This is a genomic window from Promicromonospora sp. CA-289599, from assembly GCF_050936155.1.
Taxonomy (GTDB): Bacteria; Actinomycetota; Actinomycetes; order Actinomycetales; family Cellulomonadaceae; genus Promicromonospora.
Map to the genome: position 1 here is coordinate 1,965,492 of NZ_JBNJNI010000001.1, position 26,818 is coordinate 1,992,309.

The following is a 26,818-nucleotide window of genomic DNA, read 5'->3' on the forward strand; positions in this document are numbered from 1 at the left end:
AAGTTCCCTTCGGACACCAGGTAGACATGCGATACCGCTCCACCGACAACCTAGACCCCGCGACGAAGGGACCTCCCATGACCGTCCAGCTGCTCACCCCCGAGGGCATGTTCCAGCCAGTCCCCTATCACCACGTCTCGATCGGCACGGGCAGCCGCCAGGTGCACGTGGCCGGCCAGATCGCGCGCGACGCCGAGGCGAACCACATAGCGCCCGACGACCTCACCGGCCAGGTGGCGCAGGCGCTGCGCAACACGGCCCGCGGCCTCGCCGGTGCCGGCGCGACCTTCGCGGACGTCGTGCGCCTCCGGTTCTTCGTCACGCACTGGAGCCCCGACAAGATGGGCGACTTCATGGCGGGCCTCGAGAGCGTGTCCGACGAGCTCGGCATCCCGCGGCCCCTGCCGCCCGTCTCGCTCATCGGCGTCGACTACCTGTTCGAGCCCGACGTGCTCGTCGAGGTGGAGGCGTTCGCCGTCCTCGACTGAGCAGCGGACCGCGATCTTGACGCACGGTTCAAGTTCTGCCTAGGGTTCTTGACCATGACGTCAAGTAATGTGATCGCGGATCCGGCCCCGGTGGTCGGCTCCCCCGCGGAGAAGACCACCGAGGCCGTCGACGCCACCGCGTCGCCCCCGCCCGCGTCGCCGTTCGAGCTCCTGCCCACGGGCGAGGCGTTCGGCGTCTGCGACCTGGACGGGGTGTGCTCCTGATGGCCGGCGAGGCATTCGGCCAGGCCACGGACCGCCTGGTGGTCGACGTGTGGAGCGACGTGATGTGCCCGTTCTGCTACATGGGCGACACGCTCCTGGCACAGGCCCTGGAGAAGTTCCCGCACGCCTCGGGCGTCGACATCCGCTACCACAGCTTCCTCCTGATGCCCCACCTGACCGACGACGACGCCCCGGTCACCCCGACCGAGCTGCTGTCGGCCAAGCACGGCCTCCCGCGCGAACAGGCCCAGGCGATGAACGACCAGGTCACCGAGCGCGCCCGCCAGATCGGCCTGGACTACCGCCTGGACCAGGCCCAGGCGGTGGCCACCCGCACCGCGCACCAGCTCAGCCACTTCGCGGCCGCGCACGGCAAGCAGCACGAGCTGGTCCAGCAGCTGTTCAAGGCGTACTTCACCGACGGGCTCAACGTCGCCGACCACCAGGTCCTGGCAGACCTGGCCGCCGAGGTCGGCCTGGACCGAGACGCCGCTCTCGCCGCGCTGGAGAGCGGGGAGTTCGCGGACGCCGTCGAAGCCGACATCCAGCAGGCCCACCAGTACGGCATACAGGGTGTGCCGTTCTTCGTGTTCGGCGGCAAGTACGCCGTCTCGGGCGCGCAGCCGGTCGACGCGTTCCTGCAGGCCCTGGACACGAGCTGGGCCGAGACGGTCGGTACGCCCGCCGATGCCACCCCGGCCGGGGCCGGTCGGTGACGTCCAAGAACCCGCGCCTGCGCGCCGACGCGCAGCGCAACGTCGAGGGCATCCGCCTGGCTGCCCTCGACGTGTTCCGCGCCCACGGGCTGAGCACCCCGCTCGAAGCGGTGGCGCGCGCGGCGGGCGTCAGCAAGGGCACCATCTACCACCGCTTCGGGGGCCGGCAGGGCCTGATCGACGCGGTGGTCGAGGAGCTCGTCGCCGAGCGCATCACGGGCATCATCACGGCGGTCGGTGCGATCGACGACCCGGTCGAACGGTTCGAGAGCTATCTCCGGCAGATCTGGCTGCTCCAGTACGACGAGCCCGCCGCGAACGACGTCCTGCTGCGGTCCATGCCCGCCTCCGGGGCGGTCAACGCCCTGTGCGAGCACGCCAACGAGAACGCCGGAAGGCTCCTTGCCGACGCCCAGGCCACCGGCAAGGTCCGGGCGGACCTCACCGCCGAGGACGTCTGGCTCCTCATCTGGGAACGCGGCATCATCGCCCGGGCCTGCGCCGAACAACCGCGCGACGGCTACCGCCGGCGCTCGGAATACACCCTCCGGGGCCTGCGCGGCGACTAGTCATCTACGGTGAACGTATGGAACCTGCGACGAAAGGGACCACCCGTCCGACCCTCGTCTTCGACGTCCTGGGCACCCTGGTCGACCAGACCGGGAGCATGGAACGGCGCGTGACGGCGGTGGCCGGGATCGACAGCGGTGCAGCGGCGGAGGTGGCCCGCCGGTGGCTGGGACACGTCGCCGAGCAGGAACGCTCGATCGTCGAGGGACGGCGCGCGTTCGTACCCAGTCACGAGCTGGACGGCGAGGCGCTGGGCGCGCTGGTTCGCGAGGACCTGCTGCGGCCCGACGCCGCCGCACGGCTCGCCGACGCGTCCGAGTGGCTGCAGCCCTGGCCGGACAGCGTCGCCGGCCTGGACCTGCTCGCCGCCGACTTCTCGGTGCTCGGCGTGTCCAACGCCAGCCGCCGGGTGCTGGCCGGCATCAGCACGAAAGCCGGAATGCGGTGGCACCAGGTGCTGTCGAGCCAGGACGCACGCACGTACAAGCCGGACCCGGCGATCTACGCGCTGGCGATCGACAGCGCACCCACCGGGTCCGGCACCCCGGTCATGGTGGCCGCGCACGCCTGGGACCTGCGGGCCGCCGCGAAGGCCGGCATGCGGACGGCGTACGTGCCGCGGCCCGACGGCGACCCTCCCGGCCCGGACGACACGTTCGACCTGCGGGCGACGAACCTGCTGGACCTGCACGGACAGCTGCTCGACCTGGCTGAGCACGGCTGACGGGAACGGCGTCGGAACTGCTCGGACGCACTCTCGCCGGTGACCACTACAAAGGGCATATCACACCCAAATTTCGATGAATCCACATCCACAGTAAAACTAGGTCCCAGCCGGTCAAAACCGGACGCCGTGCGCACAGGGGGCTGGAACGCGTGACGATCGCCATTGACCTGGGTATCGACGACCTGCGCGCGGTCCTCGACACCGAAGGTGAGGCCAACGGTTCCATGGCGGACTTCCCGCTGCCCGACGAGGTCCGGGCAGGCGCGGCACCCCGTGTCGCCCACGTCCGCGCCGTCACCGGACCGGAGTGCCGCTCCACCCGCGCCGCCATGCACGACTACCTCGGCCGGCACCTTCCGCCTCACCGCGTGCGGCGCCTGGAGCTCCACCTGGACGGCTGCGCCGAGTGCATCCGTGCGTTCATCGACATCCGGGAAGCGTCCTGGGCGCGCCGCACCGTGGCCGAGTCGGAGACGCTGACCGTCAGCCGCGCGGACGTCTCCGAGCGGCTCGGTCCGCGCCGCCGTCGATAGCCCGGAAGCCTTCGGTGAAGGCCGCTCGCTGAACCGCCCGGCCGGTCACAGCCGCTTGGCCAGGAACAGCGAGTCCCCGTGCGCCTCGTCGCATTCCACGCGGCCGGTCTCGACGAACCCGAGCTTCGCCAGCACACCGAGCGAGGCGGCGTTCCAGGCACGGACCGTCGCCCAGAGACGTCGGTAGCCCGACTCGTGCGCCCAGCCGAGGACCGCCCGCGCGGCCTCCGTCGCGTACCCCTGGCCCCAGGCCCGGCGCAGCAGCTCGAAGGCCAGCTCCGGCTCGTCGTCCTGCCCGTGGGCGCTGGCGATCAGCCCGCAGTAGCCGACGACGTCGCCGGACCCCTTGCGCTCCGCCGCAAGCAGGGCGAGAGAGCCGGATCGCGACTGCCCGCGGATCCAGCCCTTGATGTCCTCGAGGCTGGGGCGGCCCTCGGCGTCGATCCGACGGTGCGGAGGGACCCGCGGGTCGCGCTCGGTCCACATCTCGCGCTGTACCGCGGCCTCAGACACCCGCCAGGGCCGGAGGAGGAGGCGATCGGTCTCGAGCACTACCTCCCGCGAGGTGGGATCTTCCATGGCCGCGACGGTAACAGGCGCCCCGACGCCGGATCCGCAGCGGGTGAACCTCGGGACCACCCACGAAGTCGGGGCTTTCGTCCCTCGCGCAAGGGCGCGAACAGGCGCACACTTTCGACAGGACGACTGGTCCGTGAGCAGGAGGTGCGCCATGGCCGCCACACACACGATCCTCCGCGCTGCGGCCGTTCTCGGCAGCAGCCTGGCGATCCTCCTCGCAGGGCTGACCGCCCCCGCGGCCGCCGAGCCCGAGACCCCTGTCCTGTATCCGTCCGGCTCGACGGTGACGCGCGCCGTCGGCCTCGGGTTCGACGCCTGTACCGCGCCGTCGCTCGCCGCGCTGCAGGCCTGGAGAGGCACTTCGCCGTACACCACCGTGAACATCTACTTCGGTGGCAACAACCGCGCCTGCGCACAGCCGAACCTCACCTCGAGCTGGGTCCGCGACGCTGTCGCGGGCGGCTGGAAGCTGCTGCCCACCTACCTCGGCTACCAGCCGTACTGCATGTTCGGCGACAAGCCGAACCACTTCACCGCCGACAACGCCACGAGCCGGGGGACCTCGGACGCGAGTGACGCGGTCACCAGGGCCAAGGCGCTCGGCCTGCTGCCGGGAAGTGCCCTGTACGCGGACATCGAGCACTACGACCGCGCGGTCTCGTCGTGCCGCACCGCGGTGCTCAGATATGTCTCGGCGTGGACGAAGAAGCTGCACGCCTCGGGGTACCTGGCCGGCGTGTACGTCCACCAGGACTCCGGGCTGCGCGACCTCTCCGACTCGTACGGCTCGACCACGTACGCCCGTCCGGACGCGGTGTGGATGGCCCGCTGGGACGGCAACTCCGCGCTGACCGGCTGGCCGACCGCGCCGAACTCGCACTGGGCCGACTTCCAGCGGGCGAAGCAGTACCGCGGCGACCACGACGAGACCTGGGGCGGAGTGACCATCAACATCGACTCCGACTCCCTGCGGGCACCCGTCGCCACCGTCGCACGCGCCTACAGGGTGACGAGCAGTACGCCGCTGAACGCCCGCACCGGCCCGTCGTCGACCTACCCCGTCGTCCGCTCCTACTCGCCCGGCGCCACGCTGTCCGTGATGTGCCAGACGACCGGGCAGAAGGTCGGCACGACCGCCGTGTGGAACCGGCTGACCAGCGGTGCGTGGGTCAGCGACTACTACGTCTCGACGCCGTCGAGCACCGGGTTCACCCGGGTGCTCCCGCGGTGCATCTACCCGGGACAGGTGACCGTCACCTCGCTCAACGCCCGCACCGGGCCCGGGACCTCGTACGCGGTCACCGGAAGCCCACTGCCTCGTGGCGCCCTGGCCCACGTGGTGTGCCAGAAGTCGGGCACCAGGATCGGGACCTCAGCGGTGTGGAACAAGCTGCGCGACGATCGCTGGGTCAGTGACTACTACGTCTCGAACCGTTCGAGCCACACCTGGAGCGCACCGGTCCCGCGCTGCCCGTGACGCTTCGACAACCTCGACGTGGCGACCTGGCACCGCGTGGCTCCCCGGCTCGTCGACGCGGGCTTCTCCGTGGGGTGTCCCGACCATCGCGGATACGCACCGCACCGCGTCCTGTGGTCGCTCCGTAACCTGGGCCGGAGCCAGGACCTCCCCTGCCAGCGCCGCCGGGTTCGAGGTGAACGACCTACTCGTCGTACGAGAACGTCACGCGGCGTTCGAGCACGTCCCGGGCTGCGGACAGCAGGCTCGTCGACCTCGAGAAGGCATGCGCCCGGATCATCGCGGACGCGTCGTCGGGGCCGATCCCCAGCTGGGCGACGACCATGCCGGTGGCCAGGTGGAACGGGTTCCTCTCGGACCAGTCGAGCAGCTCGGTGCTGCCCAGCAGGACCGCGCCGACGGCGTCGGCCACGAACTGGAGGCCCTCCGCGCTACGGGCACGCGGGTCAGCGGTCACGTACAGGCTGAACGCCCCGACGACCAGGCCTTCATCGCGTACCGGCACGGCGTACAGCAGCGCCCCACCACCGACCGACCTGGTCAGCTGCGAGAACACGGGGTACTCGTCCACCAACGTGCCGATGCGCACGACCACCAACCGGTCCTCGGCCATGGCCTGGTGCACCGGGCCCTCACCCAGCACCTCCTGGAGCGGCTCGAGCTCCTCGAACACACCTGGCGTGCTGACGGCGGTTTGTTCTCCCGGGCCGGCCGAGACGGTCAGCGCCCCGCCCTGTGCCTGGAAGGTATCGACCCATGCCTCACACAGCCGCATCAGCAACGGCCGATCGTCGCCGGTCTCGGCGAGATTCCGTACGAGCACGCTCAAGAGTTCCGGTGGGTCCATCAGTCCACACCTCCTTGCCCCCACGCTCACTCTTGCATCACGGCATTCCAGTCGCACTGCCTGATTTGTCACCGTGCTGAGCGGTCAGGCACGTCGACCAGCAGCCGGACGGGCTCAGGTCTGGACCGACGCGGCGACCAGCCAGGCCGTGAGCAGGACGATCACGACCATCAGGGTGGTCTCGCGTCCTGCGCTGCGCAGCAGCATGCTGCCGGCCACGCGGGAGCGTCCGGCATGGCGCACCACCCCGCGGCGTCGGGCCGTGAGCCTCGGCACGACGCGGAAGTGGTTGTACGCACCGATCGCGCCGACCACCAGGACGACGCCGACCTTGGCCAGCAGCAGGAGTCCCCAGGTGCTCTGCCAGAGCTGCTCCGGGCGGTCGATGATGCCGACCGCCAGCACCACGCCGGCCACGCCGACCACTGTGACGGAGAGGGCGGCTACGACGGAGAAGCGGGCGGCCATCAGCGCCGCGTCGAGGTCGTAGCCGTCCCGGTGCCGGGCGCGCAGCAGGAGGCCCATCGAGACGACGCCGCCCACCCACGTGGCGGCTGCGGCGAGGTGCGCGACGTCGGCGGACACGACGAGCCATCGTGGCTCGACGGTGTTGCTGTGACCGCCGAGGACGTGCCCGGCACCCACCAGCACGGCACCGATCACGGCGAGCCACGAACCGCGCAAGGTCCGCCGGGCGCCCACCGCGAGCGCGACAGCACCGGCGGCCTGGAGGCCGACCTCCCGCAGGGTGGTGCCGGTGAGCGAGTCGGCGATCGCCGCTGGTGAGACGGCCGCGGCGAGGTCGCCGTGAGCGACGAACACCGATCCGGCCAGCACCCGGACGGCGAGCCCGCCGAGGATCAGCACGCCCGCCCATCGGGCGAGCCGCAGCACTACGGGCGCGTCCGCCTCGTCGCGCCCCCGGAGCACGAAGGCCGCGAACGCCAGGGCACCGGCCGCGACCAGCCCGCTCCAGAGCGTGACCGCGCTGCCGAGCCGGGCGACCGTCGCCGCGGCATCGGTCACCGGGCTGTCCATCGCTGAGGGTTCGTGGCCCATGTCGTGGTCCATGCCGCTCATGTCGTGACCCGCACCGGGGCTCGCACCCGCAGACGGCGTTCCTGTGTCTCCGGGCGCCGGCTCGCTCGGGCCCGCGCCCGCGCCCGCGACGATGAAGCCGAAGGTGCCCTCCAGCGGGTGGCCGTCCTGGGCGGCGGCCGTCCAGGTGACCGTGTAGTCGCCGGCGGTCAGCGCCTCGGACGGCGTCGCCACCACGACCAGGCCGTCCTCTGCGGCGGCGACGTCGGCCACGACGGCGCCCTCCGGTCCGTCGATCACCATCCCCTCGCCGAGCAGGCTCACCGGCAGCGTGAACCGCAGCGTGACCTCGGCGACGGGAGCGTCCGACGTCGACCCCGCGGCAGGAGCGGAGGATTCCAGCCGGGTGTGTGCCGTGGCAGACGGTGCGCACCACAGCGCGAGCACGAGCGCCGCGAGCACCCCGACGGCCGCCCGGATCACGACCGTGCCGGAGCGCGAGGTTCGGCGCATGTGCGGACTCCTTCACAGCAGGGGTGGTGCGCCGGCGTGTGCCGGCGCACCACCGGAGGGTCACATCGAGGCGAGGAGGTCCTCCATCGTCGCGATCTCGGCCTGCTGCGTGTCGACTATCGTCTGCGCCATCTCTACCGCGCCCGCGTCCTGGCCGGACTCGATCTCGGTCTGCGCCATCTCTACCGCGCCCTGGTGGTGCGCGATCATCTGCTCCAGGAACAGCCGGTTCGCCTCGGGGCCCGCGGCGTCGGTGAGCGCCTGCATGTCCTCCTCGGACATCATGCCGCTCATCCCGGCGTGGCCCGAGTGCTCAGCGGTGCGCTCGGCGCCCCAGGTGTCCAGCCACTGGCCGAGCTCCTCGATCTCGGGCGCCTGGGCGGCCTTGATCTGCTCGGCGAGCTCGGTGATCTGAGGGTCGACGTCGGGCTTGGCCAGGACGACGTCGGCCATCTCGATCGCCTGCTCGTGGTGCGGGATCATCATCTGCGCGAACATGGCGTCCGCGTCGTTGTGCTCTGCCTGCTCGCCGGCCACGGTCGTGGTGTCCTGCGCGGGCTCCTCGCCTGAGCAGCCCGCGAGGGCAAGTGCTCCGGCCAGGACGATGACAGACATAACGGTGCGCTTCATGGGTATTCCTCTAGCTCGTCTCGGGGTAGCAGTCACTGACCCGGCCGCGCTGGGCACGGCAGGGCTGTCGGTTCGGCGCGGGTAGCGGCGCTGAACCCGGGTCTACGTCCGAGAACTTCTACGTCCGCGAGATACAGAGCTCGTGCAAGGAAGGAGCGGCGACGGCGCGGACGCCGACCACCGCCGTCGTGAGGGACATCGCCAGCTCGAGCGGGGCTCGCCACAGCAGCCGGCGTGCGGGCACGACGAGGGACAGGAGCGCGACGAGGATCATGAGGCACATCGCCGTCGCGAGACTGTCGCCGCAGCATCCCTCGCAGGCGCCCGAGCCCCGTTCGCCGTGGCCGTCCGGCGCCTCCGCCACCGGCCTGACGACGGCGGTGGCGGTGGCAGCGGTGGCGGCTGAGGTGACCTGCTCCGCGACGACCACGGGGGCCTCGTGCGGCACGGCATGCGAGTGCATGGTCGGTGACCCACTCATCGAGTGCATGATGACCACGCCGACGATCACCGTCAGGATCGCCAGCACGCCGACCGGGCGCCGGCGAGGCCCGGCGACGGTCGAACGAAGAAGCGAGATCACACGCACGGCACGGAGGCTATCCCACCGCCGATGGCGATGAAACCGCGACCGTGGACCGCGCTGCCCGTTGCCGGCGCGAGGGGCGGCGCGACGTCCGCCCCTCGCGCCGGGTAGGTCAGCCAACGCGCAGGACCACCGGGTTGGACTGCCAGACCTGGGTGTACCGGACGGACTTGCCCGGCACCGGTGCCTCGATCTGCATGCCGTCACCGGCGTAGATCGCGATGTGGCCGGGCGACCAGAGCAGGTCACCGGGCTGCGCCTGGGACCAGGGCACCTCGGTCCCCGCGTACCGCTGCTCGGACGACGTCCGGGGCAGGTTGATCCCGACCTGCGCGAAGACGTAGGACGTGAACCCGGAGCAGTCCATCCCGGCCGGGGTCGCGCCGCCCCACAGGTACGGCACCCCGAGGTACCGCATCCCGATGGACACGATGGCCGATCCATTGGCCGACGCCGGGATCTCGACGGCAGCGGCGGCTTCTGCGGCTGCGGCTGCCTCGGCCTCCGCCTCTGCTTCGGCCTCAGCGGCCAGCTCCGCCTGGTACTCCTCGTTCTCCTCGGCGGAGATCACGGAGACGGCGGTGGCCTCGACGTTCAGCTTGGCGTCGGTGGCGACGGTCACCACGGGTGCGGCGGCGACGGACTCCTTGGCCTGGGTGGTCAGGGCGTTGAGGTCGACCGTATCGAGCGTGCCGCTGACGGCCTTGCCGGCCAGCGACGAGCTGACCTCTGTGGCGGGTGCCGCCTGGGCAGACGGGGCCACCAGGGACAGCAGGACGCCGGAACCGGCCGCCGCCGCCACGGCGGTGCGGCCGGCGAACGCGGCGGCCTGCTCGGTGGCGGTTCGGGCGACGTCGGCCAGGACGGGGCGGTGCGCCGCCCGGTGACGACCACGGCCGCGCACGGCCGGGTTCAGGTTGAAGCTGGGCTCCATGAAAGCTGGGACCTTTCGGATCGGAGTAGAACCACACGCGCGGCCCGGGTTCGGGGCGCGCTGAACCGGTCGACACCCGGATGGGTGGTGTCGACGGGACGTGGTGGTCTACGTCCGGGAGATCCCGAGGGCGTGCAGCGACGGCGCTGCGGCTACGGCCAGGCCCGACGGCTCCTGCGGGCAGTGGTGCGCGAGCTCGGGCACCAGCCACTGCATGGCGAGGGTCGGGGCCCGTGCCAGGTCGATGGAGGGCGACACCGACCGATCGGACCGTGCGGTCACCGGGCGATCTTCGGCGCAGTGGTTCGGACCCTCGCCGTGGTGACCGTCGCCGTGCTGCCCGGGAGCCACGCCGGTGACCTGGTCCGGGGCGGTCGCCGTGGCCTGCGCCGCGTGATGCCCCGCCGCGCCGTACGCGGATGGGCCACCGTGACCGGCGTCGTCCAGGTGGACACCGCAGACAGCCTGCACGCCCAGGACCACGAGCGTGAGGAACATGGCCGTCAGGACGCTCGCGAGCCCACGCCGAGGAGCGGCGAGCGGCGAACGGGCGGCACGTGTCAGGTTCATGGCGAGCCCCAGAGTAACGGAATGGACACGCTGGGACGCAACCATGCGCTGTGATCGGGCTCGCTGGGAGGGATGATGCGCGTACGACGCGCCGCACCGAGCAGCACGCCACCGCACCCAGGGGAAAGAAGAACCATGAACGACACAGCGATAGTCACCGGCGGCGCCGGCGGCATGGGCCTCGCGACAGCGCGAATCCTCGGCCGCGACCACCGCGTCGTCATCGCCGATGTGAACCAGGAACGCCTCGACGACGCGGTGGCGCAGCTGACCAAGGACGGGGTCGACGCCGTCTCCGCCCGCTGCGACATCACCAGTCGGCAGTCGGTCGAGGACCTGTTCGGCGAGGCCGACGCCGACGGCACCCTGCGCGCGGTCGTGCACAGCGCCGGCGTCAGCCCGCAGATGGGTGATGCCGGGAAGATGATCGCCATCAACGCCCTGGGGACCATCCATGTCACCGAGGCTGCCCTCGCCCTCGCGGACGAGGGTTTCGCCATGGTCAACGTGGCCTCCTCCGCCGCCCACATGGCGCCCCGGGCCCTGATATCCCACCGTGCCTACCGGCTGGCGTTCACAGACCCCGCCCGCTTCGCGTCCCGGCTCACGGCCCGCGCGAACCTGCTGCCGCGCAACCTGCGCTCCGGGCTGGCCTACGCCCTGAGCAAGAACTTCGTCATGTGGTACTCCCAGGAGATGGCCGCGCGGTTCGGCGCCAAGGGTGCACGCATCCTTTCCGTCTCCCCCGGCAGCTTCGACACCACCATGGGTCGGCTGGAGGAGAAGAGCGGATCGCACAAACTCGTCGAGTACGCGGCCCTGCACCGCTACGGGAAGCCCGAGGAGATCGCAGAGGTCCTCGCCTTCTGCGCCAGCGACCGGCCCGGCTACCTCACCGGCGTCGACATCCTGTGCGACGGCGGGACCAAGGCCGGGCTCGACCTCAGGGGCACCCTCGCCATGGCCAGAGGCAACTGAGCTCGACCCGGGCACGGAGCGGGGAATTCCCGTGCGGGCCGCGTCGTGGGTCTGCGAGCATGCGCCGCTGTGCAGACCAACGACTTCGCCGTCCGCCGTGCGGTCGACTCCGATGCCGCCGCGGTAGCCGAGGTATGGCTGCGTGCCTTCACGGCGGCGCTGCCGAGCGTGCGCCGAGCTCATACGGACGACCAGGTCCGATCCTGGTTCCGCGAGGTGGTCGTGCCCGACCAGGAGACGTGGGTGGCGACGGTCGAGGGTTCGGTGGTCGGGATGATGGTGGTGGACGGCGAAGCCCTGGACCAGCTCTACCTCGACCCGGCCTGGCAGGGTCGAGGCATCGGCGGCCAGCTCGTGCACCTGGCGAAGCGGCTTCGCCCGGCCGGGTTGACGCTCTGGACGTTCCAGGTCAACGAGTCGGCGCGTCGCTTCTACGAGCGGCACGACTTCGTGGCTGCTGAGTACACCGACGGTCAGGGCAACGAGGAGCACGAGCCGGACGTGCGGTACGTATGGCGCCCCGGTCGGGCATCAGAAGGCCATGCCTGTCAGCCAGGGCAGCCAGCGAGGAGGTTGACGGACTAAAGATCGGATGATTACGCTTCGGATGCGGGCCGATGGCGGTCCGGTGCTCCCATGGGGAACGCATTTGTCTGATCAGCTTGCGCCTTGGTCACCGATGACCACCTCCACGTCCCCTTGGGAGAGAGCAGCCATGCCACTTGATCTCAACACCCTGCCGGACCCGGTCGATGTCTCCGACAACCGTGATGCGCTGCGTCGTGTGGACGAGGTCGTCGCACGCGGGCCCTATTCCGCCGACTGGGAATCGCTCAAGGGCTATCGGCCGCCCCGCTGGTACCAGGACGCCAAGTTCGGGATCTTCCTCCACTGGGGCGTCTACTCGGTGCCGGCCTACGGCTCCGAGTGGTATCCGCGCACCGCGTACACGGAGGGGTCCCGCGAGTTCGAGCACCACGTCGCGACATACGGACCGCACCGTGAGTTCGGGTACAAGGACTTCATCCCCGACTTCCACATGTCGGGCTTCGACCCGGACGCGTGGGCCGAGCTCTTCCGCGTCGCGGGCGCTCAATTCGTCATGCCGGTAGCGGAACACCACGACGGTTTCGCGATGTACGACAGCGCGCGCAGCCGGTGGACGGCGGCCCGCCTGGGACCGCAGCGCGACGTGTACGGCGATCTCGCCGCCGCGACCCGGCGCGCGGGCATGGTCGTCGGTGCCTCGTCGCACCGCGCGGAGCACTGGTTCTTCCTCAACCCGGGCACGCGGTTCGACTCCGACGTGCTGGACCCGCGCGTCCACGACTTCTACGGGCCGGCTCAGCGCGAGGAGACCGCGCCGAACGAGGCGTTCCTGCAGGACTGGCTGCTGCGCACGATCGAGATCATCGACCTCTACCGGCCGCAGGTGCTGTGGTTCGACTGGTGGATCGAGCAGCCCGCCTTCGAGCCGTATCTGCGCCGTCTCGCCGCGTACTACTACAACCGCGCCGCCGAATGGGGTGTCGAGGTCGTGATCCAGTACAAGTGGGGGGCGTTCGCGCCGGGCAGCGCGGTGCGCGACATCGAGCGCGGGGCGAAGCCCCGGATCCAGTCCGAGGTCTGGCAGAACGACACGTCGGTCTCGCGCAACTCGTGGAGCTGGCATCCCGACCAGGACTACAAGGAGCTGCCCGAGCTGGTCGCCGAGCTCGCCGACGTCGTCTCGAAGAACGGTGCGCTGCTGCTGAACTTCTGCCCGAAGGCCGACGGCACGTTCGACGAGCGTGAGGTCGAGCTCGCCCGGGGCCTGGGCCGCTGGCTCGGCGCCTACGGCCAGGCCATCTACGGCACCCGGCCCTGGATCGTCGCGGAGGAGGGCCCGACGCGCGTCGCGGAGGGCTCGTTCGTCGACGGCACCCCGATCGCCTTCACCGAGCACGACATCCGCTTCACCCGCCGCGTCGACCACATGGGCGAGCAGGTCTACGCGATCCTGCTGCGCCGGCCCGAGTCAGGGGTGGCACGCGTGCGGTCGTGGGGCACCCACCTGGGGCTGCTGACCGACGAGATCGCCGGAGTCGAGGTGCTCGGCCACCCCGAACCTCCCCGCTGGCGGCGCACGGCCGACGCGCTCGAGGTCGAGATCGGCCCTGCCCACGCCGACCTGCCCGGCGTCGCCCTGCGCATCCAGCTGGCGCCTCGCACAGAGCCGCGACGTCACGACTACATCCATGAGGGAACGGTGGCGCCGGCGCCGGCGTGATCCCACGCCGAACGACCAGATCGGTGCCCTGCGAGGAACGTCGAAGGCCGCTGACCTGCTCTTTCGAGCGGATCAGCGGCCTTCACCGGGTGGAGCTAGGGGGATTCGAACCCCCGACCTCTTCATTGCGAACGAAGCGCGCTACCAACTGCGCCATAGCCCCTCGGACTGCAGAAGAGTAGCACTTCACCTCAGGTGATCCGCAACTTCTCCCGGTGTCGCGCGGGTCACGAGCACGTGACCCGCGCGGCCTCGACCGGCGACGTCACCCGGCCGCCCGGCGTCGCGCCAGGATCTCCTCCAGCGGCTTGCCCAGCGTCTCGGACTTCGTGCGCGGCGCCTCGCCCCGGATGAGCTCGTCCTCGGCAACCGGGTCGGCCCCGACCCGGGCGGAGCCGGACACGGGGATCGATGGCGGCAGCACCGCACCGGACCCCGGCTGCCGGCCCGGAGCACCCGCCGTCGGCCCCGAAGAGGTTGCCGAGCCCCTGGACGCCGTCGACGAGCCCGGAAGTGCCGCGGGCTGACGCTGCGGCGCCGCCGGCTTGGTCACGTAGGTGGGCAGCGGAACCGGGACCGGGTCCCAGGCGCGCCCGCTCGGCGGCTGGTCCCGCTTCGTCGGCTCCTTGGCCTCCGCCGGGGGCTCCGCCTGCACGTCGTCCTCGACGGGTACCTCGACGACCTTCGGCTTCGCCGGGCCGTCGAGGATCTCGTCGAGCACGTCCTTGCGAACGACCCGTGGGATCGCCTGCGTCTGCGTGCTCGAGCCGTGGGTCGCCAAACCGGTGACCTGCGCCCGGTTTCGCGGCGCGTAGGGCCCGCCGTTCGCCAGGACGCGAGCCTGCGTGGCGCGCTGCCGCGCCGCCCGCACGGTCGCCTGCCACCGGGCGTCCGCCCGCCGTGCCGCCCGGGCCGCACGGCGGCCCAGGAACAGCACGAACAGCAGCATCGCCGACGGCGCGACGGCCATGCCCCAGTGCAGCCGGTCGAGACCGACGAACACCCAGGCAGCGATGCTGCACACCATCAGGAACGCGGACACGATGAGACGACGCCGGGCACGCGCGGCCCGCCGCGCACGCCGCTCGACCCGGCGGATGCGCTCCGCCGTCAGCGGGCGGCCACGGACCATGATCTGGAGCGGGTGCCCCTTCGGGGTCGGGCGGGCGACGCGCGGCACACCCTGCCCGGTCCCCCGCGGCTTGCCGTCAGTAACCATCGCCCCTCCTTTCCGTCCGGAGCCACTCATCGCGACGATGCGCAGCCCTGCCGAGAACCGGTCGGTCACTCGCGCGTCGGCGAGCTCTGACCGGTAACGCACCAGGCTTGGCAGCCAGTAGCCCAGCCACAGGACGAACAGCGCTACCGCTGTCAGTCCTGCAGTCGATTCCACGACACGACGTTAGGCGAGCATTGCCGCGCCCAGCGGCACCACGCGCGGCGTGTCCTGCCGTCAGAGCGCCTCCCGCAGGCGCTGCCAGCGCGTCAGCAGCCCCTCCGGGACCTCCTCGCGGGTGACCGCGAAGGTTCGGTGGTCCCGCCACTGACCCTGGATGTGCAGGAACCGCTCGCGCACGCCCTCGTCCCGCAGCCCCAGCTTCTCGACCACACGAAGGCTCGGCTTGTTCTCGGGCCGGATGTTGATCTCGATGCGGTGCAGCCCCAGGAAGAACGCGTAGTCGGTGGCCATCGCCACGGCTGTGGGGATGACGCCCCGACCGGCCACGCTCTCGCTCACCCAGTACCCGATGCTCGCCGAGCACATCGATCCCCACGTGATGGAGGAGACCGTCAGCTGTCCCACGAGCGCGCCGTCGAGCTCCACACCGAAGGGAAGCGACGTCCCTGCGCGGGCCTGCGCGGAGAGCGAGCGCACGTACTCACCGAACGTCGAGGCGATGTACCGGTTCGCACCGGGCGCCGTCGCCTCCCAACGCTCCAGCCAGGCTGCGTTCTCGGCCCGGAGCCGGGACCAGTCGGTCGCGTCCCGACGCCGAAGAGGGCGCAGCACGACCGCACCCGCCGACGTGTCCTCGCGCAGCGTCACCGGCCATGGCTTGGCCACCGTCCACCCCTTAACAAACTTTCCCGTCGTGCCTTCTGGCACGTCCGACTTGCTCGACGGCATCATCGTTCGCCCCTTGCCACGTTCCAAGACGAATCCCGGCGTTGGAGCGGGTCTACCACGCTCGGTGGTGTCGGACCCGTCGAGCAGCCGCTCGGTCATGTTCTCGCCTTCTTCGTACGCTGTTCGTAACAATCTTGTCTCGGAGTCTTGGCACAATAGCGGTCATGAGCGGCATCTCTGTTCCGACGCCACAGCCTTACCCCGTCACGCCCGGGATGGAGACAGGTGACGCCAAGGAAGAGCTCCGCCGCGCGATCCGCGCACAGCGCGGCCATCGGTCGGCCCGGCAACGGGCCCAGGCTGCTGAATCGCTAGCGGACATCATCGAGTCAATTCCCGACGTTCGCGACGCGGGCTGTGTTGCGGCCTACGCGGCACGGAGCGCCGAACCCGGCATGCTGCCGCTCCTGGACCGCCTGATGGACCGCGGGATCCGGGTGCTGCTTCCCGTGCTCGGGGCCGGCCTGGCCCGCGACTGGGCCGACTACACCGGCCCGCACGACCTCCTCGAACGCGCGCCCGGCCGGCCGCCCGAGCCCGGCGGCGCCACGCTGGGCACCGACGCCATCAAGCTGGCCGACGTCGTCCTGGCGCCGGCTATCGCGGTCGACACCCGTGGGGTGCGGCTCGGGCAGGGCGGCGGCTGGTACGACCGGGTGCTCACGCACCTGCGGCCGGGGGCGAAGGTGATCGCCGTCGTCTTCCCGGAAGAGGTGTACGACGCCGCGGACCACCCGCTCCCGCTCGAGGAGCACGACGTCCGCGTGGACGCCGTCGCGACGACCACCGACTGGCGCCTGCTCGGCGGGAGCTAGGGCTCCGCGTCCCGCCGAGCAAGCGGCCTACCTCACGGGGTGAGGGTCAGCTCGTCCACCTGCGCGGCAGTCACTGCCTCGGGGCTGGACGGCCACGGGAAGGTCTCCCCCGCCGCCCATGTCTCGAGCTGGTCGTCGTAGTGCGCGGATGCCGGGTGCGCGGACGTTCCGGTCACCACCACCCAGGTGGAGGCGTCGAGGTCCGCGAGGTCGACGACCATGCGCATCGACGGGCCGCTCGTCACGTCGAAGCTGCCGCTGGCGGCGTCCCACGCGGTGGCGTTCACTACCGAGGTCCCGCCACCGACCTTGACCGGCGCCGGGTTCATGTACGCGGCCAGCGGCGCCGGGATGCTCGGCCCGCCGAGCACCAGGTGCTCCAGCTTGAGCTGGTGGAGCGTGCCCCACTCCCAGTCGCTGGTGTCCTTGCCCAGCTCGACCGTGAGGTCCTGGCGCGCGCTGACCAACGCCTCCGTGAGCACCTGGTCGCGGCTCTCCACGACGGCCACCGTGGTCTGGTCGTCCCAGAACGGGTCGTCCTCCTCGCCGAGCATGTTCTGGATCACGGCGAGCCAGCGGCTGCCGCCGTCGGGCCACATGGCCTGCGGCAGCTCGTCGTTGAACGTGATCTCCAGGAGGTTGCGCCACACTGCCGCGAAGTAGGCGGCGGCCGCGGAGTCCGGGTCCATGGAGTAGTCGGCCCAGTCGTCCAGGAGCTTCTGACCGTCCGAGTCGTAGCCGGCTGGGAGCTCGACCTCGCGCAGCACCGGCACCAGGGTCTGGGCGAACACGCTCCACTGGTCCATCTGGAACTCCGACATGTCCGCGGCCGTGAGCTTGCGGCCCTCCGCGATCCGCTGGCTGATGAGCGTGCGGATGCGTTCCGACCGGTACCCGTAGTCCCAGTCGCGGGTGATGAACGGCCCGGACCCGCTGGGCAGGACCGCCTGGTTGGCCGCGACGATGAACCCTTCCTTCGGGTCCACGACGCCGGGCATCTGTTCCGGAGCCACGTAGCCGGTCCAGTCGTACCGAGCGTCCCAGCCGGGGCGCGGCCAGGAGCCGTCGGACTCCACGGCGCCGGGGATGCTGGCGCGTACCGGGATCTTGCCCGGCGCCTGGTAGCCGATGTGGCCGTCCGTGGTGGCGAAGACGATGTTCTGCGACGGGACCTCGAACTTCGCGGCCGCAGCCTTCATGTCCGCAGGGGTCTTCGCAAGATTCATCTCGAACACGGCGTCAGCGGTGCGGCCCGGCTCGAGCGCCGTCCACTGCAGCGAGATCTCGTACTGACCACCCTGATCCTCGGTGGGTGAGTTGCGCACGGCGTCCATGGTGGCCTCGTCCATGACGGACGAGATGATCGGGCCGTGCACGGTCCGCCGGACCTCCAGGTCGACCGGGCTTCCGCCGTCCACCCGGATCACCTCGGTCTCCTTCTCCATCTCGACCCACTTGTCCACGCCGCGCCGGTACGTGTCGTTGCGTACCCGCTCGATGAAGAAGTCGGTGACGTCGGCGCCCATGTTCGTCAGGCCCCAGGAGATGTCCGCGTTGTGCCCGATGATCACGCCGGGGAAGCCGGAGAAGGAGAACCCGGAGACGTCGAAGGGGCACTCCGGGCCCACCTGGTTGCAGTGCAGACCCACCTGCGCCCAGATACCGGGGGCCGCGAGGTCGAGGTGCGGGTCGTTCGCCAGGAGCGGCTTGCCCGACTCCGTGTACTGCCCTGACACCACCCACGAGTTCGAGCCGGTGCCCTCGCCGCGCGCGATCTGCACCGGAACAGCGTCCAGGGCCCGCTGCGCGGACTCCAGGGCCTCGGTGAGGTGCGGGCTCTCGTAGGCGAGCCCGGTGCTCGACAGCGTCTGGGTCGCCTGGGTGTCCTGGGTGTCCTGGGTCTGCTGCGTCGCCTGCGTGGCACCCGCCTCGGCGGGGTCCAGGATCGGCGTGTTGCCGGTGCCCGAGAATGCCGGGAACAGCTCGTTGACTCGCGAGGCGTCCTTGTCGAGCGTGCTGTAGGCCAGAGCCCGGTCCAGCTCGTCGTCGTAGTTGCTGCGCAGGTCCCAGGCCATGGCCTTGAGCCAGGCCAGCGAATCGATCGGGGTCCACGTCTCCGGCTCGTTCACCTCGACGCTGACATCGAGCACCGTGTACTCGAACGCCGTCTCGGCGGGGCTGCGGTTCTTGAGGTAGGCGTTGACGCCGTCCGCGTACGCCTGCAGGTACTGGCGCGTCGTGTCGTCGAGGATGTTGAACTCCTCCTCCGCGACGTGCCGCCAGCCGAACGTGCGGGTGACCATGTCCGCCTGGATCGCGTCGGGGTTGTTGCCCACGAGCTCGGCCAGCCGGCCCGCCGTCACGTGCCGGCGGTAGTCCATCTCGAAGAAGCGGTCCTGCGCGTGCACGTAGCCCTGCGCGCGGAACAGATCCTCTGCCGAGTCGGCGTAGATCTGCGGCACGCCCTGGGCGTCGCGGCTGACGCGCACGTCAGAGCTCAGTCCCTCGACCTGGATCTCCCCGGAGTACGCCGGGAGCGGCCGGCGTGCGGTCAGCCAGCCGAAAGTCGTCAGGGCGACGAGGACGAGCACCAGGATGACGGCGGTACCGACGATGAACTGGCGGACACGAGTGGTACGAGTCCGACGGGGCTTGGTCGGTCCCGCACCGTCGGAGGTTGCTGTTTCGGCGGGCTCTACGGGCTCGGCGGCAGTGGTCGCGGACACGCACTGGAGACTACCGCCCGCCCCTGTGCTTGATGAACGCACCGGCGTGAACGCGCCGGAGTGAACACACGCGGGAGGTCCTGGGACTATCCCCCGCCACCGGGCCGTTACTATTGGCACTCGGAAACCCCGAGTGCCAGAGCCGGTTCCAGTGAGCGCGCGCCGCTCCGCCCGGCCTGATGTCCAAGAGGAGTGCACGTGCCCACCTACGCGTACCGGTGTGCCGACTGCGGCCACGCGTTCGACATCCACCAGGAGTTCAGCGACTCTTCGCTGACCGTCTGCCCCGAGTGCCAGGGCAAGCTGCGAAAGGTGTTCAGCTCTGTGGGCGTCACCTTCAAGGGCTCCGGCTTCTACCGCACGGACTCGCGCAGCACGTCGACGACCAGCACCGTGAAGCCGGGCAAGTCTGAGTCCTCCTCGGGGTCGTCGAGCTCCTCGTCCTCGGACAGCTCCGGGTCGTCGTCCTCGTCCTCCTCGTCGGGGTCGTCGAGCTCTTCCGGGTCCTCTGGCTCGTCCGGGTCCTCCGGTTCGTCGTCGAGCGGGTCGAGCACGTCGAAGGCCGCCTCCGCCTGACCAGCGGCCCTTGCTCGGTCCGTTGCCGGCCCTTGCGTGGCGGGTGAGGCAATGGGCCGAGGTCGGCACCTTGCTGACGCTCGTCGCTGAGGTCGGCACTTGGCATCGAGGTCGGTCCAGCGCTGGACCGACCTCGATGCCAAGTGCCGACCTCGCTCCCACTGTGCCGACTTCGAGACCAGCCGCCGATCTGCGAGGCACGCGGCCCAACCTCGTCGCCGACGGAACTGATCCCAGATCGTTTCGGCGGGGCAACCGACCCGCTCGACGAGCTTCCAACGGTACGAGCGCGACCACAGGCAGCGTTTTCCGCTCCTCGTGCACAGGCTGCCCGACGGCGGCGGCGCGCTCCCTCTGCCGCTGCATAACGTCGCAGCCATGGGACTTCTCGACACGATCGCCGAACCGGCCGCGCGCCGCGGTTCGCCGCCCGGCTCCGACGCGCGCACGCCGTGGGACATTGCGGCCGGGACCGCTCCGCCCACCGACCAGCCGACAGGCCTCGGTGGTCTGCTGACCTTGCCGAGCAGGCCCCGGACAGGCCCGTCACGTGCGGGCCGGTCGAGTCCGGGCGGCTCCCGTTCGGCCGCCCTCCGGCGTGCCCGACGGATCCTGTGGCGCTGGCGCTTCGCGCTGGCGGCCGCCCTGTTCGGTCTCGCGGCCTCGGTGACCGTGCACCTCCTGCGCCCCCCGCCCCCACCGACGATCGACGTGGCAGTCACCGCACGGCCTGTCGCGGCGGGCACCGAGCTCACCCGGGACGACGTCGTCGTGCACTCCGTCGCCGCCGACCTCGCCCCGCCCGGCGCGCTGCACACCGTGCGCGGCCTGCTGGGCCGCGCGGCGGTCGTCGGGCTGCCCGCGGGTGCGCCGCTGCACGCCACCCTCGTGTCCGACGACGGCGTCTCCGCCGCCGCCCCGCACGGCACCGTCGTCGTCCCGGTCCGCCTGTCCGACGACGCCGTCGCCACCCTCTTGCGCCCGGGCGACCGGATCGACCTGCTGGCCGGGACGACGTCGGGCAGCGAACCGGACGGAGCGCCCCAGTACCTCGCGCGCGGCGCGCTGGTGCTGCCTGTCCCCGCCGGGCGCGAGCCGGAGGCCGCGGGCGGGCTGCTGGGCGCGGCGTCGGACGGCGACCGTCCGGTCACGCTCGTCGCGGTGCTCCCGGACGACGCGCCGGAGCTGTCGGCGATCTCGGGCTGGGGCGCGGTGACGGCGGTACTGGTGCCGTAGGGCGGTCCGGTCGCTGCCCCCCGGGCATAGCGGGGCAAACGGCGCCGCAATTCGGCAGAATGTCCGTTCGAGGTGCGGAATGTTCGAAGTAACCGCAGAATCCTTGACCGGGCCGGTCCCGGCGGCCCGCGACCACAGACGAGCAACAGCGAACAACAGCAGGGGACACCGAATGTTTCAGGGTTTCAAGGAATTCATCACGCGCGGCAACGTGCTCGACCTCGCGGTCGCCGTTGTCATCGGCGCCGCCTTCTCCGGGGTCATCAGCGGCCTCGTGGAGGGCTTCATCATGCCGCTCGTCGGGTGGCTCGTCGGCGCGCCGGACTTCTCGGGTATCGCCTTCCACGTCCCGAACTGGCGCGGCGAGACCACAGAGTTCCCGATCGGGCTGTTCATCCAGGGCCTGATCATGTTCGTGCTGATCGCCTCCGCGATCTACCTCTTCGTGATCCTCCCGATCAACAAGCTGAAGTCCCTGCGCAAGACCACGGAAGAGGTTGTCGAGGAGGCCGCAGCGGAGGAGGTCGTGCTGCTCACCGAGATCCGCGACCTGCTGCGTGCGCAGTCGGGCACGCGGTCCCCGTCGCAGCCCAGCTGAGCCCCCGCCGGTTACTTGCGGGATGTGAGAACGGGGTTATGTTCCGGAACGAGCGCGCCGCGAACACAACCCCGTTCTCGACTTGTCAGCAGCGTCGTCCGTGGGCACCGGTGACGGGTTCAGGCCCAGTGTGGCGGGACGTCCCGGCGGAGCTGCTCGTCGTTCGAGTCGTGGCCGACGCCGGCCGCACCGCCGCCGTCGGCTCCTTCGCTCCAGCCGGCCGGCCGCTCGTCGGCACTCACCCCGAGCACTGCCTCACGTTCGTTCCCGCGCCGCACGGCCCGCCGAGGCCCGCGCCGCCGCAGGGTGGCACCCCCGGGTGTCGCATCGACGTTGCCCTCGGCCGAGTTGGCGGACGCTGTCGAGTCAGCCGAGGACATCGGCTCGAACGGCTGGTTGACGGACTCGCTCACGGCACCATTGTCACCCCGTGCGGGTCCGACCGACCGAGCGCACGCAAGCCCGAGGCCCAGAAACCGCCCAGGGATCAGTCGTCCAGCACCTGCGGGACCACCAGCTCCGCCGCCGGCGACACGCCGCCCGAGACACCCACGCGAGCGTCCCGCACGGCCAGCACCACGCGGCGCACCCGCTCCGCCTCGGCGTCCGGGTCGAGGAACGCGGCGGCCGACCACACCTGCGCGACCACCCAGCCGAGCCGTTCGAGCTGTTCGGCGAGCTGCCTGTCGCGCACGCGGATGGAGGGTTCCGCCACGTAAGCGGCGTCGTCGGTCAGGACCGCGACCAGGAGCTCGCCCGGCAGGTCCGGGTGCCCCACCGCGAGCGGGATCCGGTCGCCGCCGGGCAGGCCGTAGTCGGTCTCGACCACGAGGCCCGAGCGCCACAGCCGCTCCCCCAGGTCCACGACCAGGCGGTCGAGGGACCGCGCCACGTCCACGCCGTTGCCGATCTCCACCTGGTCGGCGAGCCCTGAGCGCTCCTCGGCGAAGGCCAGCACCTCCGCCAGCAGCTGCGGCCCGGGGCCGCGCAGTCGTTCGGGATCGAGGTCGGCGGCGGGGAAGCACGACACGACGTGCAGCCGCTTGCGGGCGGCGCCCAGCGAGCCGAGGAGCATCGCGTCGCCGCCGCCGTCACCCAGTACGCCGAACCGGTGCAGCACGCGGCCGTGCGGCGTCCGCCCGAAGCCGAGCGTCAGCACGATCGTGTCGCGGGCGAGCCCGGCGACACCCGTGACGTCGGCGACCACCACCGGCTCGGGCCGCGACCCGGCGAAGAACGGCGCCAGCGCGGGGTTCGCGCGGACCTCGGCGAGCAGCCGCTCGCGGATGCGGTCGGCGTGCGCGGCGGTGACGGTGACGATGCCGAAGGTCTCCTCCGGCCGGGTCATCGCATGCTCGATCGCGAGGTCGACCACCTGCTCCACCTCGGCCTGCGTCGACTCGACGGTGCCGGAGACCGGATCGGGCATTCCCGTGCCGTCCACGAGCGAGAAGTGCACGAGCGCCTCGGTTCGCGGCATGGGCGCCGGCCGCATGATGCCCTCGTACCCGTGGGCGGCCAGCAGGCCGGTGAGCTGCGGGTCCCGTCGCGCGGGCTCCGGCTGCAGCGTGACGCGCGGCAGCAGCCGCGCGAGGTCACGCACCGCGGTGCCCGACGCCGACCGCGGGTCACCGACCACGACGATCTGCCGGCCGCGGGCCAGCGCCGGCACGACCACCTCGACCGGCACGTGCTGCACCGCGTCGAGGATCACCAGGTCCGCGCTCCGCTCGGCGGGCAGCAGGTGCGGCACCATGGTCGGCGTCGACACCCAGGTGGGCCGCAGGCGCCGCACGGTGGAGCCGTGCCCGGCCACGAGGTCGCGCATCGAGCTGAGCCCGCCCTCGACCAGCGTCGCGTAGAGGGTCTCGGCGTCCTCCCGCTCGTCACGCATCGCCGCACCCAGGTGCGCACGCACCGCCGCCCGCACGGGCGCGGACAGGGACTCGATGTGCAGGCGGTCGAGCTCGCGGAACCGGCCGGCGAGCGCGTCCAGCCCGGCGCCGTCCTGTCCGGCGAGGTCGGGCTCGGTCGAGAGGATCTGCTCGAACACCGACGACCACCACGACAGCTCCAGCTCCGGCCCCACGAGGTCGGTCTCCACACGGCGGTCGCCGAGATCGTCGACCAGCTCACCCAGCCCGGCCGTGCGCAGCCGGCGCAGCACCGCGGTCCGCTCGGGCAGCGGGGTCAGCGCGTCCGCGGTCTCCGCGAGGGACGCGAGCCGCTGGACCAGCGCGAACAGGTCGAGGTCGAGCAGCCCCCCGCCCGCCTGCGAGGAGCGCAGCACCGGCTCGAGCGCCTCGAGGTCGATGCGGACGGCCTCGTAGGTCTCCTCCACCGCGGCCAGGCCCTCCGGCAGGGTCGGCCAGCCGCCCCGGGGACACTGTGCCTGCCACACCTCGCGCTGCCGCTGCACCTCGACGAGGGCGGCGTGCATGTCGGGCACGCGGACCCCGGGACGGACCATCTCGCGGGCGCGCCGCTTCAGCCGGCGCCGGGCGAGCCAGCCCATCTCGACACCCTGCTCGGCCCGCGCCCGGCTCGGGGCCGTGGCCTGCACCATGTCCGCGGCGGTGCGCTCGAAGACCATCGGCTGGAACACGTCGAGCGTGCCGCGCATGCCGCCCAGCATCGCGAGCTGCTCGCCCCACTGGTTGGCCGTCGTGGCCTCGACCAGGCCGGTCACCTGGGCGACGTACTCGATCTGCTTACGCAGCTCCGGCAGCGTGTGGTCGGCGAGGCGCATGACCCGGGCCAGCGCCGAGCGAGCGTCCTCGTCGGTGAGGATGTGCGCGCCGAACCACGGGCTCGACGCCGACCGCAGCGAGAACGCGCCCAGCTCGGCCGCCCGCTCGAGGTCCGCGGCGAGCTCTGCACGGCGCTCCGCGCCCAGGACGAGCACCGTCTCCGAGGCCAGCCGCACCCGGGTCGCCGGGGCGGGGCGCTCGGAGGTGAGCCGGGCCAGGGCCTGCAGGGCGTCGTACGCGGAGACCCGCCACGGGTCGCGCACCCGGTGCAGCGCCCCGATGTAGCCGGCGAGCTGCGCCCGCGAGCCGATCAGCGCGTCCCGTACGCGAGCCACCCCGTCGGCGTCGATCCGCTCCTGCGCGGGCGCCATCGCCTCCAGCAGACGGCGCGCCGTCGACGTGCGCCAGGTCGGGACCGGCGCGATGTCGAGCAGCAGCCCGCCCAGGCCGAGCGAGTCGAGGCGCGCGGCCAGCGCGTCGGTGGCCCGGCGGTGCCCCGGGACGTACAGCACGGACCGGCCGCTGGCGTTCGCCTCCGCGACGACGGCGGCGAGCGTGCCCGCGACGTCCGACCCGACGGGCGCGTCGACGAACAGGTGGCTGCCCGTGGCCAGGGCGTCCACGACGTGTCGCTGGTGCGGGTCCAGGTCGCCGACGCCGCGCTCGTGCGCCGGGTCGGCGTCGCCCACGCGCCGCTCCGGGAGCTCGACCTTGCCCAGCCGGGTCACCGAGCTGTCCACCCCGCCGAGCGCCGAGACCACCTCGTGCTGCCCGAGGGTGGGGGCCAGCTCGTCGAGGTCGTCGACCAGCACCTGCCCGGGGTGGACGAACGTGCCGACCAGGACGCGCCGGTCGAGCTGGAACTCGCCGAGCACCGCCGAACCGAGGCTCGCCACGCGATCCAGCACGTCCGACGGGTTGAAGCCCGCGAGCGTGAACGTCGCCTTGGCCAGCGCCGTCGGGTCGAGCAGCGCGCCGTGGGCGCGCAGCGTACGCGCCACCACCGGGTTGATCTCGACCGTGGAGTCGAGCGTGATGTCGTAGTCACCCTCGCCGTCGCTCCGCGGTGTGAGCATGACGGGCCGGAGCAGCACGGGTGCGCGCACGACGCGCGGCTCGTCCTCCTCGCCGTCCGACGGCGGCACGGGCCGGCCGGAGGGCATGGCCAGCGTCACGACGGGGACGGAACCGGTGAGCGCCGGCGCGTCGGCCGGGCTGTCTGCGGACTCGTACTCAGGAGCGGTCACCGTGCTCGCCGGGCCGAGCACCCGGGTGATGGCCTCCATGTCGCTCTGGTCGCCACCGGTCGTCGGCCGCTCGATCCACGTGGCCACACCGATCGCCAGGTACGTGGGCGACACCCCGTAGCGCTGCGCGTGCTCGGCGGAACGTGCGGCGACCGCCCGTGCCCGACGACGAGCCGCCGGCAGCGAGCCGGACTCCCGCACCAGGTTGGACAGGCGGGTCGGCCGGCCCGCGAAGAGCTGGGCCACACCCGAGGGATGGGCGGTCGACAGGTCGATGACCGCCTCGCCCAGGAGCCCGACGTCGGCCAGGGAGGATCCCCCGGCGAGCCGGACCAGCCCGGCGCGCCAGCGCGCGACCGACTCGGTCATGGTGTCCCGGACACCGTCCGGCGTGGACCCCGGGGCCTCCGACACTGCCAGCTCGGTGGCCGGGTCCGTTGTCTCGTCCTTCAGCGCGGCCGAGAGCTCCTCGGACAAGTCGGCCGAGATCTCGGAGGCGGCTGCGGTCTGGCGGCGTGCAGCGTTCACACCAGCACGCTAACCGCGTCGCGTCCGCAAGGGTCGGACGCCACGCCGCGCGACACGCCGGGTACTCGGAAGTCCCTGGCGTGTCCCGCGTGCAGGTCACCCGGGGCACGCCGGGCGGACGGCGTGGAGCGCCGACCCGGGGCACGCGCGGTCGCGGTGACCGTCGTCGGGGAATGCAAGAGCCCCTTCGGCAGGGGGTCCGAAGGGGCTTCGCAGACGGGCCGAAGCCCGACGGGGTATGACAGTGCGCACCGCGCAGGGGGCGGGCGATGCGCACCGTCTTGTGAGAGTCTGCACCTGTTCCCGGCGGACGTCAACACCGAGTCGGACGATCGTCCAACTGTTGAGTCGTGGGATCCTAAAACGTTATCGAAGCGTCCGTTATATCAGATATGCGGCCGGGCCAACCGCAGGATCTCGCCGATCCCGCGTGTAGCCACCGCCGCACCGCCGACACCGGCCGAAGGGCCCTCTCGACGCCCGGAAAGCCCTGTCCGGCGCCGGCGATATCACCCCCCTCGACGGGCCCGGCCC

Annotated in this window: 26 protein-coding genes, 1 tRNA gene and 1 pseudogene; 14 read left to right on the forward strand and 14 right to left on the reverse strand. The window is 71.5% G+C overall.

Annotation, left to right across the window (positions count from 1 at the left end; all coding sequences use genetic code 11):
* Nucleotides 1-77: 77 nt before the first annotated feature.
* From ACQEVI_RS08595 to ACQEVI_RS08620, 6 genes are all read left to right on the forward strand, one after another.
* Nucleotides 78-488 (forward strand): RidA family protein, encoded by a 411-nt coding sequence (locus tag ACQEVI_RS08595; RefSeq protein ID WP_432896914.1) that lies wholly within the window; start codon nucleotides 78-80, stop codon nucleotides 486-488.
* A 54-nt stretch (nucleotides 489-542) separates the two neighbouring features.
* The gene (locus ACQEVI_RS08600; RefSeq protein ID WP_432896917.1) at nucleotides 543-713 is read left to right on the forward strand and encodes a hypothetical protein; all 171 of its coding nucleotides are present in this window, start codon (nucleotides 543-545) and stop codon (nucleotides 711-713) included.
* On the forward strand, nucleotides 713-1,429 hold the full coding sequence (locus ACQEVI_RS08605) for a DsbA family oxidoreductase (RefSeq protein WP_432896920.1): 717 nt from the start codon (nucleotides 713-715) through the stop codon (nucleotides 1,427-1,429). Before ACQEVI_RS08600 ends, ACQEVI_RS08605 begins: the two co-directional genes overlap by 1 nt.
* Nucleotides 1,426-1,998 (forward strand): TetR/AcrR family transcriptional regulator, encoded by a 573-nt coding sequence (locus ACQEVI_RS08610; RefSeq protein WP_432896923.1) that lies wholly within the window; start codon nucleotides 1,426-1,428, stop codon nucleotides 1,996-1,998. The genes ACQEVI_RS08605 and ACQEVI_RS08610 overlap by 4 nt, the downstream gene beginning before the upstream one ends.
* A gap of 17 nt (nucleotides 1,999-2,015) precedes the next feature.
* Nucleotides 2,016-2,723: a haloacid dehalogenase type II gene (locus ACQEVI_RS08615; RefSeq protein ID WP_432896926.1), complete on the forward strand. Its 708-nt coding sequence runs from the start codon at nucleotides 2,016-2,018 to the stop codon at nucleotides 2,721-2,723.
* 152 nt (nucleotides 2,724-2,875) lie between these two features.
* Complete coding sequence (locus tag ACQEVI_RS08620) at nucleotides 2,876-3,259, forward strand: zf-HC2 domain-containing protein (protein ID WP_432896929.1); 384 nt, start codon at nucleotides 2,876-2,878, stop codon at nucleotides 3,257-3,259.
* Nucleotides 3,260-3,304: 45 nt separating this feature from the next.
* On the opposite strand, the gene ACQEVI_RS08625 is transcribed toward ACQEVI_RS08620, so the two are convergent.
* A complete protein-coding gene (locus ACQEVI_RS08625) occupies nucleotides 3,305-3,838 on the reverse strand; it encodes a GNAT family N-acetyltransferase (protein ID WP_432896932.1) in 534 nt (177 codons plus the stop codon).
* Between the two features lie 151 nt (nucleotides 3,839-3,989).
* Here ACQEVI_RS08625 and ACQEVI_RS08630 point away from each other — a divergent pair, with 151 nt between their 5' ends.
* The gene (locus ACQEVI_RS08630; protein WP_432896935.1) at nucleotides 3,990-5,315 is read left to right on the forward strand and encodes a glycoside hydrolase domain-containing protein; all 1,326 of its coding nucleotides are present in this window, start codon (nucleotides 3,990-3,992) and stop codon (nucleotides 5,313-5,315) included.
* Nucleotides 5,316-5,499: 184 nt separating this feature from the next.
* Here the strand turns inward: ACQEVI_RS08630 and ACQEVI_RS08635 are convergent, their stop codons facing one another.
* The 6 genes from ACQEVI_RS08635 to ACQEVI_RS08660 form a co-directional block, all read right to left on the reverse strand.
* The gene (locus tag ACQEVI_RS08635; RefSeq protein WP_432896937.1) at nucleotides 5,500-6,162 is read right to left on the reverse strand and encodes an ANTAR domain-containing protein; all 663 of its coding nucleotides are present in this window, start codon (nucleotides 6,160-6,162) and stop codon (nucleotides 5,500-5,502) included.
* A gap of 114 nt (nucleotides 6,163-6,276) precedes the next feature.
* On the reverse strand, nucleotides 6,277-7,713 hold the full coding sequence (locus ACQEVI_RS08640) for a copper resistance CopC/CopD family protein (protein WP_432896940.1): 1,437 nt from the start codon (nucleotides 7,711-7,713) through the stop codon (nucleotides 6,277-6,279).
* Nucleotides 7,714-7,773: 60 nt separating this feature from the next.
* Entirely contained in the window at nucleotides 7,774-8,343 is a 570-nt protein-coding gene (locus tag ACQEVI_RS08645; RefSeq protein ID WP_432896943.1) for a DUF305 domain-containing protein, read from the reverse strand.
* 118 nt (nucleotides 8,344-8,461) lie between these two features.
* Complete coding sequence (locus tag ACQEVI_RS08650) at nucleotides 8,462-8,932, reverse strand: hypothetical protein (protein WP_432896945.1); 471 nt, start codon at nucleotides 8,930-8,932, stop codon at nucleotides 8,462-8,464.
* Nucleotides 8,933-9,041: 109 nt separating this feature from the next.
* Nucleotides 9,042-9,863 (reverse strand): C40 family peptidase, encoded by an 822-nt coding sequence (locus tag ACQEVI_RS08655; protein WP_432896946.1) that lies wholly within the window; start codon nucleotides 9,861-9,863, stop codon nucleotides 9,042-9,044.
* 108 nt (nucleotides 9,864-9,971) lie between these two features.
* On the reverse strand, nucleotides 9,972-10,433 hold the full coding sequence (locus ACQEVI_RS08660) for a hypothetical protein (protein ID WP_432896954.1): 462 nt from the start codon (nucleotides 10,431-10,433) through the stop codon (nucleotides 9,972-9,974).
* Nucleotides 10,434-10,568: 135 nt separating this feature from the next.
* On the opposite strand from ACQEVI_RS08660, the gene ACQEVI_RS08665 reads away from it, so the two are divergent.
* The 3 genes from ACQEVI_RS08665 to ACQEVI_RS08675 all read left to right on the forward strand — a co-directional run bounded on the left by ACQEVI_RS08665 (nucleotide 10,569) and on the right by ACQEVI_RS08675 (nucleotide 13,680).
* Nucleotides 10,569-11,411, forward strand: coding sequence for an SDR family NAD(P)-dependent oxidoreductase (locus ACQEVI_RS08665; protein ID WP_432896957.1), 843 nt, complete (start codon nucleotides 10,569-10,571; stop codon nucleotides 11,409-11,411).
* Between the two features lie 69 nt (nucleotides 11,412-11,480).
* The gene (locus tag ACQEVI_RS08670; RefSeq protein ID WP_432896960.1) at nucleotides 11,481-11,996 is read left to right on the forward strand and encodes an N-acetyltransferase family protein; all 516 of its coding nucleotides are present in this window, start codon (nucleotides 11,481-11,483) and stop codon (nucleotides 11,994-11,996) included.
* Between the two features lie 130 nt (nucleotides 11,997-12,126).
* Complete coding sequence (locus tag ACQEVI_RS08675) at nucleotides 12,127-13,680, forward strand: alpha-L-fucosidase (protein ID WP_432896962.1); 1,554 nt, start codon at nucleotides 12,127-12,129, stop codon at nucleotides 13,678-13,680.
* 90 nt (nucleotides 13,681-13,770) lie between these two features.
* On the opposite strand, the gene ACQEVI_RS08680 is transcribed toward ACQEVI_RS08675, so the two are convergent.
* The 3 genes from ACQEVI_RS08680 to ACQEVI_RS08690 form a co-directional block, all read right to left on the reverse strand.
* A tRNA-Ala gene (locus ACQEVI_RS08680) sits at nucleotides 13,771-13,843 on the reverse strand.
* Nucleotides 13,844-13,945: 102 nt separating this feature from the next.
* Nucleotides 13,946-15,073 (reverse strand): hypothetical protein, encoded by a 1,128-nt coding sequence (locus ACQEVI_RS08685; protein ID WP_432896965.1) that lies wholly within the window; start codon nucleotides 15,071-15,073, stop codon nucleotides 13,946-13,948.
* A 60-nt stretch (nucleotides 15,074-15,133) separates the two neighbouring features.
* Nucleotides 15,134-15,745, reverse strand: coding sequence for a GNAT family N-acetyltransferase (locus ACQEVI_RS08690; protein WP_432896968.1), 612 nt, complete (start codon nucleotides 15,743-15,745; stop codon nucleotides 15,134-15,136).
* A gap of 227 nt (nucleotides 15,746-15,972) precedes the next feature.
* Here ACQEVI_RS08690 and ACQEVI_RS08695 point away from each other — a divergent pair, with 227 nt between their 5' ends.
* Nucleotides 15,973-16,623, forward strand: a complete 651-nt coding sequence (locus ACQEVI_RS08695) for a 5-formyltetrahydrofolate cyclo-ligase (protein ID WP_432896971.1) — start codon at nucleotides 15,973-15,975, stop codon at nucleotides 16,621-16,623.
* A gap of 32 nt (nucleotides 16,624-16,655) precedes the next feature.
* On the opposite strand, the gene ACQEVI_RS08700 is transcribed toward ACQEVI_RS08695, so the two are convergent.
* Entirely contained in the window at nucleotides 16,656-19,214 is a 2,559-nt protein-coding gene (locus ACQEVI_RS08700) for a penicillin acylase family protein (protein WP_432905866.1), read from the reverse strand.
* 333 nt (nucleotides 19,215-19,547) lie between these two features.
* On the opposite strand from ACQEVI_RS08700, the pseudogene ACQEVI_RS08705 reads away from it, so the two are divergent.
* Nucleotides 19,548-19,688 (forward strand): annotated as a pseudogene (locus ACQEVI_RS08705) (FmdB family zinc ribbon protein); the annotation flags it as partial.
* A gap of 14 nt (nucleotides 19,689-19,702) precedes the next feature.
* Here ACQEVI_RS08705 and ACQEVI_RS08710 read toward each other — a convergent pair.
* Nucleotides 19,703-19,903 (reverse strand): hypothetical protein, encoded by a 201-nt coding sequence (locus ACQEVI_RS08710; RefSeq protein WP_432906162.1) that lies wholly within the window; start codon nucleotides 19,901-19,903, stop codon nucleotides 19,703-19,705.
* A 400-nt stretch (nucleotides 19,904-20,303) separates the two neighbouring features.
* Between ACQEVI_RS08710 and ACQEVI_RS08715 the strand changes: the two genes are divergently transcribed.
* Together ACQEVI_RS08715 and mscL are read left to right on the forward strand one after the other, a co-directional pair.
* Complete coding sequence (locus ACQEVI_RS08715; protein ID WP_432896974.1) at nucleotides 20,304-21,161, forward strand: SAF domain-containing protein; 858 nt, start codon at nucleotides 20,304-20,306, stop codon at nucleotides 21,159-21,161.
* A 172-nt stretch (nucleotides 21,162-21,333) separates the two neighbouring features.
* Entirely contained in the window at nucleotides 21,334-21,759 is a 426-nt protein-coding gene (gene mscL, locus ACQEVI_RS08720; RefSeq protein ID WP_432896977.1) for a large conductance mechanosensitive channel protein MscL, read from the forward strand.
* A 119-nt stretch (nucleotides 21,760-21,878) separates the two neighbouring features.
* Here the strand turns inward: mscL and ACQEVI_RS08725 are convergent, their stop codons facing one another.
* Nucleotides 21,879-22,172, reverse strand: coding sequence for a hypothetical protein (locus tag ACQEVI_RS08725; RefSeq protein ID WP_432896980.1), 294 nt, complete (start codon nucleotides 22,170-22,172; stop codon nucleotides 21,879-21,881).
* Between the two features lie 74 nt (nucleotides 22,173-22,246).
* The gene (locus tag ACQEVI_RS08730) at nucleotides 22,247-26,284 is read right to left on the reverse strand and encodes a hypothetical protein (RefSeq protein ID WP_432896983.1); all 4,038 of its coding nucleotides are present in this window, start codon (nucleotides 26,282-26,284) and stop codon (nucleotides 22,247-22,249) included.
* Nucleotides 26,285-26,818: the final 534 nt, after the last annotated feature.